Here is a 5,379-nt window from a genome sequence, read left to right as displayed (position 1 = left end):
TGACCCCGCCGGTCTCACCGCCGGTCTCGCAGCCGAAGCTGCGACTCACGGACGACCTGGACGGCACAGTCGTCGGCGTCTCGTCCCAGGTCTCGCGCGACAAGGTATATAACCGCGTCGTCGCGCGCGGCCAGGACGGACACGACGAGGGCGCGCCGGCGTTCCAGGCGGTCGCGGATCAGACGACTGGCCCGATGAGGACCGACGGACCCTACGGAATTGTCCCCCGCTTCTTCTCCTCGCCGCTCATCACGTCGCAGGAGCAGGCACGGAAAACCGCTGAGGCGATGCTCGCTGAGTCGATCCGCAGAAAAGTCAAAGTCCCAGTGGAGCACGCACCGGATCCGCGCGTCGCGCTCGATCAGCCTATCGAGATCGTCACGCAGCCTGTCCTAGCTGCTGAGCCGAAAACCCTCTGGGGCCTCGTGACCGCCTACGAAGTTCCCCTCACGTACAAGGGGACGCAGAAAACCGACGTGGAGGTGACGCTATGACGATCCGCGTCATGGACTTGATCTCCTCTACGCCGGATGATCTGCCTCCCAGGTACGGGTCGGACAGGTCAACGACGGCGATCGCGCGGATCGTCGACCTCGTCGAAGGAGGGCGCCAGCTCATTGTCTCCCTGTACGGAGGCGCCGGGGTCCAGATTCCCGCGACCGCCGTCAACTGGGCGGGAGTGAAAACCGCGCACGTGCTCCTCGATCCGGACACGGGCCGTCCCGTCCATGCGCTCGGGCCTGCCCCGTCACCCGAAGGGCCGCTCCCGGCGGTCCCGAAAACTCCCGAGCCTAAGCCGGTCGCACGGCACGCGGTGCTCACGCCGCAGTGGATGGGCACCTGGATACCCGGCGGCTGGTCGCGGTACGGAGACGGCGGAGCCTGGCAGGGCACCAACCCCGCAGGCCAGCGGCTCCGGGGCCTCATCACTTATGGGCGCCAGCTCGAAGCACTCGGCACAATCACAATCACCCGAGCGCTGCTCACTGTCCGACCCGCGGCGCACGTCCCGCCCTGGGCGCTCGTGATTCAGCCCACCGCCTACTCGGAGTCGGGTCCGCAGCCCATCGGCGCGACGCAGACGATCAACGTGAGCGCCGCGCAGGCACAGGTCGACATCACGGCCCTGGCAAAGACGATCCCCGCTGGCGCTGGCCTCGCGCTCGTCGGCGCGGCCTATGGCGGCATCATCAAGGGCGGCGATAGCGCGGCCCTCCACATCGACTACACAGAAACGCTCCCAGTTAAACCCGTAGAAAGGCGTGCGCAATGAGCTACCAGGACCAGCGCGGACACAAGGTGCCCTCCCCTACCGACCCGGCCCGCCGACAGGATCTCCTCGACCTGTCATTGTCCATTCCTTCGTACAAGGCCTGCGCGTCCGAGACCGCTGCCTCCCAGTACGTCGCCGCGCTCGCGGGCGTGGGCCTCACCGCGTCCCCTGCGCAGCCTGTGTATGTCTGGAGGACCGATCTGAACGCTATCCGCGTGTGGGATGGTCGTCGCTGGTCGGGCGAGTCGAATCTGCAGATGGAGCTGGCGGCGACAGGAGACGTGCCTGTCGGCAGTGGCCTGAGCGCCGGCGTGCGGAATGGCCTCATCAAGGCGGGCAGGGTCGCGACATCGGCGACGGAGGTTGCGTTCGGGAATCTATATCTTGACTTTGTGACATTCCAGACGCCTTTCCCGACCGAGTGCGTATCTGTCACGCTCACGCCGTTGTATGGGACGGGGTCGGGAGGCTGGAACTTCAAGAATGCCCAGCAGTTCTGCCTTGACTCGATGACCAGGAATGGCTTCCGTGCGATGCTGCCGGGGGTCACGACCGCTGGCCGTCACGCCTACTCGTGGACCGCGATCGGCTACTGACACCCCACCTGATCTTTCACGCCCTCGGACAAGCCCGTCCGGGGGCTTTCCTACACCCAAGAGGAGAAACAAATGGAACCGACCATTGAGCAGCTCATGGCTTCGATGACGCCCGCGACGGATACGCCGCCCGACGTCGTTGCCCCGATCTACATCCCCTACGAGCAGACGGAGGCCGCGCGATGAGCATGACCGCACAGAACGTCCTCGCATGGGCAGCCGGCGAAATTGGTTACACGCGCTGGGATGACCCCGAAGAGGGGTCGAAGTACGGTCGCTGGTACGCAAAGCGCCACGGCGCATACTACGGCACGTCGGGCGTGCCGTTCTGCGCTATGGGCGCGTCATGGTGCGCGACCGACGATGAGGACAAGTCTGTCCTGCCCGGCGGGGACTTCGCCTATGTCCCCTACGGGATCAACGCAGCCGCGCGCGAAGGCCGACTCGTCTCCCCCATGACCCAGGCAGCGCCCGGAGACCTGGTTTGCTTCGACTGGGACGACGACGGCATCGCCGACCACGTCGGAATCGTTGAGGCCAATTACGGCGGATGGATACAGACGATTGAATTCAACACCAGCTCCGGCGCTGCGGGCTCTCAGTCGAACGGCGGCGGCGTGTGGCGTAGGACCAGAGACTGGTCCTCGGTGTGCGCGGTCATCCGCCCGCACTACGGCGACGCGGCCACGGCATCGGGCTACACCGATGTCACGGCGCTGCAGGCTGCGGTCGGCGCGACCGCTGACAATGTCGTCGGTCCCGATACAACGAAGCGTATCTATGCCGTCGTAGCCGCCAGCTCCTGGGGCGGGCGGCAGTTCCCCTTCGGGATCGAGTACGTGCAGTCCGTGATCGGTACCGAGGCTGACGGGGTCTGGGGCGATGCCTCGGACGAGGCGCACGATCGAGTCGTCGGCGACCTCCAGCGCGCCGTCGGTGTCGATGACGACGAGATCTACGGCCCCGCCACCAACCAGGCGATTAACACCGCGCTCGCGGGCGCGGAGAAGGGGGAATGACGATGAATGACCTGCTTCTTGGGCTTCATACGGATCCTTTTCTGACGACGGTCGTCGTCGGCCTGATCTGGCCGATGGTACAGGCCGCGCTCGACCGTCCGTACTGGACACCGTCGCGTCGTAAGGTGCTGCTGGCCGTGGTCGCGGTCATCGTCTCTCTCGCCGTCTGGGTGTCTGGCACCTATCCGGCGACGTGGCGGCTGCTGATCGCACAGGCCGGCGTTTTCCTGGGCATCGCGTGGAGCGTGTTCCAGGTACTCTCCGCCGTCCGTATTCACGGCGTGAGCCTGATTGACTGGGTCGGTGCTGTGACGCCTGGCGGCGAGTCCGTCAAGGAAGTTCGCGCTGCCGCTGATTCTGTTCCTTCGACCCGGGTAGTTGACGGGGCCGCGCAGGCCAGCCGTGACTGAGCTGCTTGCGGACCCGAAAGTCACGGACGCTCTGGCGGCGCTCGTCGTCGCGGTCCTCGTCGCGATGACAGGTGTCGTCGCGCTGGTCGCGAGCCAGGTGCGCCGCTGGCTCGAAGCGAAGTTCGCGCACGTCCTCGAGGGGGTCGAGGAGGCCCGCGCTGCCGCCCTATCGGCGGACGCGCAGGTCTCGAACGACCACGACACCAACATCAGGGATGACCTTGATCGCGCGATCGCGACCGTCCACGCGGTCTCGGACCAGATCGGCGAGCTGACCGGCCACGTCGGCACGCTCGCTGATCAGCTTGGGCGCGTCGAGACGACGCTCAGCAATCACGGGAAGAGTCTCGAAGCCGTCGAAAGCCGCGTCGGTCGGATCGACGAGCGCGGAGGCCGCATGGCCGAAGAGATCCACGACGAGCGCGTCGCACGTGAGGCGGCTCAGCGGACCATCGACGAGCACTCGCACGACGCGCACGCGCGGCTACACGAGCGCCTCGACAAACTCGAAGAGAGGATGAACGAACAGTGACGACCACCATTACTGGTACTGTCGGGCGGCTTGACGGCGCTCCCGAGCCGCAGGCGTACATCGTCGCTACGCTCGCGGGGACAGGTGAGAACCTCGCTGTCCTCGCGGGCGGGCCGGTGGCCCGACAGGCCGATGTGCGAGGACAGATCGTCCTCCCCCTCGACATCCGCACGGAGACGCAGGTGCATCTGCGTCTCGCGATCCCGGGTCGCACGCTCCGCGAGGCGACTGTGTCCCTGCGCCCGTCGGTCGCCTACGACCTGGCGCAGATCTTCTCCGGCGCCGCGTCGCCGACCCCTGCGCCCGCGCCGGTCCCCGGTACGGGCAGCGTCGAGGTCTCCGGCGATGGGGACACCCTCACCCTGAACGGCACGGTCTCCGGCGACGGGGACACACTCGAGATCGGAGCCTGATAAATGGCAGCGAAACCGACCCTGTACACGAAGCAGGGCACCGATAAAGCGATCGCCCGCGCGGTCGCACCTCTCGCCACCAAAGCTGAGCTGTCCGGCTACGCGACGAAGGGCGACGTCGCGACCGCCGCAGCCGGCGGCAGAGTCGACCTGACCGACTACGCGAAGAAGGCAGAGCTGCAGGGCCTCGCTACGCGCGAGGAACTGGGCAGCTACGCGACCACCCGGCAGGTGGCCGACCTCGCCTCTCGCGCTGACCTCACGGCCTACGCAACGAAGGATGAGGTTGCGGGCGTTGCTAAGCGCTCCGACCTGACGGGCCTCGCTACGAAGGCCGAGCTGCAGGCCGCGCTCACAGGCGTCGGCATCACTGTCGTCGCCACCGAGGCCGAAGCGCAGCGCCTGCCAGACGGCGTGCTGTACTTCCTCGCCGCCGCAGCGTCGCCCGCGCAGCCTCCGACCCCGACACCCGGACCCGCGCCAGCCGCCGGCCCCTCAGTCGTTGCTCACGCCTCGGGATCCGTCGTCGGACAGACAATCACCGTGAAGCTCGACGGCACGGCCGGAGACAAGATCATCCTCGGCATCAACGAGAAGGCTCAAGGCGGTCGCGCGACCGCCAACCTCCCCCAGGGCTGGACGACCCTCGTCGACCCGTACTGGGTCGGCACCATGAGCGCGACCGTCGTCACCGGACCGTGGGCACCCACGATCACGATCAGCATGTCTCAGAACGCCGAGATCGGCTGGGCCGCAGCCACCGTACGCGGAGCGTCCTCCATCGAGGCCGGCACCGTCAAGAAACGCCAGGCCGAACCTGTCGAAACCAAGACCTGCACGGCGCCCGCGCTCGCGGGTGCTGGTCTCGCGCTCGGCTTTACTTTCGAGCGCACGAGTGCCGTCGAGTCATCTGAGCAGGTTACGGTCTCGGAGGGCTGGGAGAAGATCGAGTTCGCAGCGCAGGACGGCCTGAATTACCAGACTGTGACGCTCGCGAAGAGGGTCGCAGCCTCTCCCGCTGACCTGGTCGTGACCTACCCGAACGTCCAAGGGAGTAACGGAATCGGTGTCCAGGTGGTCGCCCGTGGCTGAGCTGACCATTTATCGCCGTCGACGCGACGGCGGTGACGTGCCCG

8 protein-coding genes are annotated in these 5,379 nt (G+C 66.8%); all 8 read left to right on the top strand.

Going from position 1 to position 5,379, the window contains the following annotated elements:
* Positions 1-494, top strand: a 494-nt coding sequence (locus HMPREF1494_RS11555; protein ID WP_034519373.1) for a hypothetical protein, incomplete at its 5' end; no start/stop codon positions are given.
* Complete coding sequence (locus HMPREF1494_RS02930) at positions 491-1,273, top strand: hypothetical protein (protein ID WP_034466113.1); 783 nt, start codon at positions 491-493, stop codon at positions 1,271-1,273. The genes HMPREF1494_RS11555 and HMPREF1494_RS02930, both read left to right, overlap by 4 nt.
* A complete protein-coding gene (locus tag HMPREF1494_RS02925; RefSeq protein ID WP_034466111.1) occupies positions 1,270-1,869 on the top strand; it encodes a gp53-like domain-containing protein in 600 nt (199 codons plus the stop codon). The genes HMPREF1494_RS02930 and HMPREF1494_RS02925 overlap by 4 nt, the downstream gene beginning before the upstream one ends.
* A 182-nt stretch (positions 1,870-2,051) precedes the next feature.
* Positions 2,052-2,888: a CHAP domain-containing protein gene (locus HMPREF1494_RS10950; RefSeq protein ID WP_051404700.1), complete on the top strand. Its 837-nt coding sequence runs from the start codon at positions 2,052-2,054 to the stop codon at positions 2,886-2,888.
* Positions 2,885-3,298 carry a hypothetical protein gene (locus HMPREF1494_RS02915; RefSeq protein WP_197017145.1) on the top strand — a complete coding sequence of 138 codons (414 nt, stop codon included), beginning with the start codon at positions 2,885-2,887 and terminating at the stop codon, positions 3,296-3,298. The genes HMPREF1494_RS10950 and HMPREF1494_RS02915 overlap by 4 nt, the downstream gene beginning before the upstream one ends.
* Positions 3,291-3,830, top strand: coding sequence for a hypothetical protein (locus HMPREF1494_RS02910; RefSeq protein WP_034466110.1), 540 nt, complete (start codon positions 3,291-3,293; stop codon positions 3,828-3,830). The genes HMPREF1494_RS02915 and HMPREF1494_RS02910 overlap by 8 nt, the downstream gene beginning before the upstream one ends.
* Positions 3,827-4,243 (top strand): hypothetical protein, encoded by a 417-nt coding sequence (locus HMPREF1494_RS02905; RefSeq protein WP_034466108.1) that lies wholly within the window; start codon positions 3,827-3,829, stop codon positions 4,241-4,243. Before HMPREF1494_RS02910 ends, HMPREF1494_RS02905 begins: the two co-directional genes overlap by 4 nt.
* Before the next feature lie 3 nt (positions 4,244-4,246).
* The gene (locus HMPREF1494_RS02900) at positions 4,247-5,335 is read left to right on the top strand and encodes a hypothetical protein (RefSeq protein ID WP_051404699.1); all 1,089 of its coding nucleotides are present in this window, start codon (positions 4,247-4,249) and stop codon (positions 5,333-5,335) included.
* Positions 5,336-5,379: the final 44 nt, after the last annotated feature.

The organism is Bifidobacterium sp. MSTE12, from assembly GCF_000513015.1.
Classification (GTDB): domain Bacteria; phylum Actinomycetota; class Actinomycetes; order Actinomycetales; family Bifidobacteriaceae; genus Bifidobacterium; species Bifidobacterium dentium.
Note: the sequence above shows the minus strand (reverse complement) of the source record. Positions and strands in the feature narration are given on the sequence as shown.

Bases quoted from the DNA above. Each gene is read 5' to 3' on its own strand.
- HMPREF1494_RS02915 (WP_197017145.1), top strand. From the start codon at position 2,885: ATGACGATGAATGACCTGCTTCTTGGGCTTCATACGGATCCTTTTCTG.
- HMPREF1494_RS02925 (WP_034466111.1), top strand. From the start codon at position 1,270: ATGAGCTACCAGGACCAGCGCGGACACAAGGTGCCCTCCCCTACCGAC.
- HMPREF1494_RS02930 (WP_034466113.1), top strand. From the start codon at position 491: ATGACGATCCGCGTCATGGACTTGATCTCCTCTACGCCGGATGATCTG.
- HMPREF1494_RS02900 (WP_051404699.1), top strand. From the start codon at position 4,247: ATGGCAGCGAAACCGACCCTGTACACGAAGCAGGGCACCGATAAAGCG.
- HMPREF1494_RS10950 (WP_051404700.1), top strand. From the start codon at position 2,052: ATGAGCATGACCGCACAGAACGTCCTCGCATGGGCAGCCGGCGAAATT.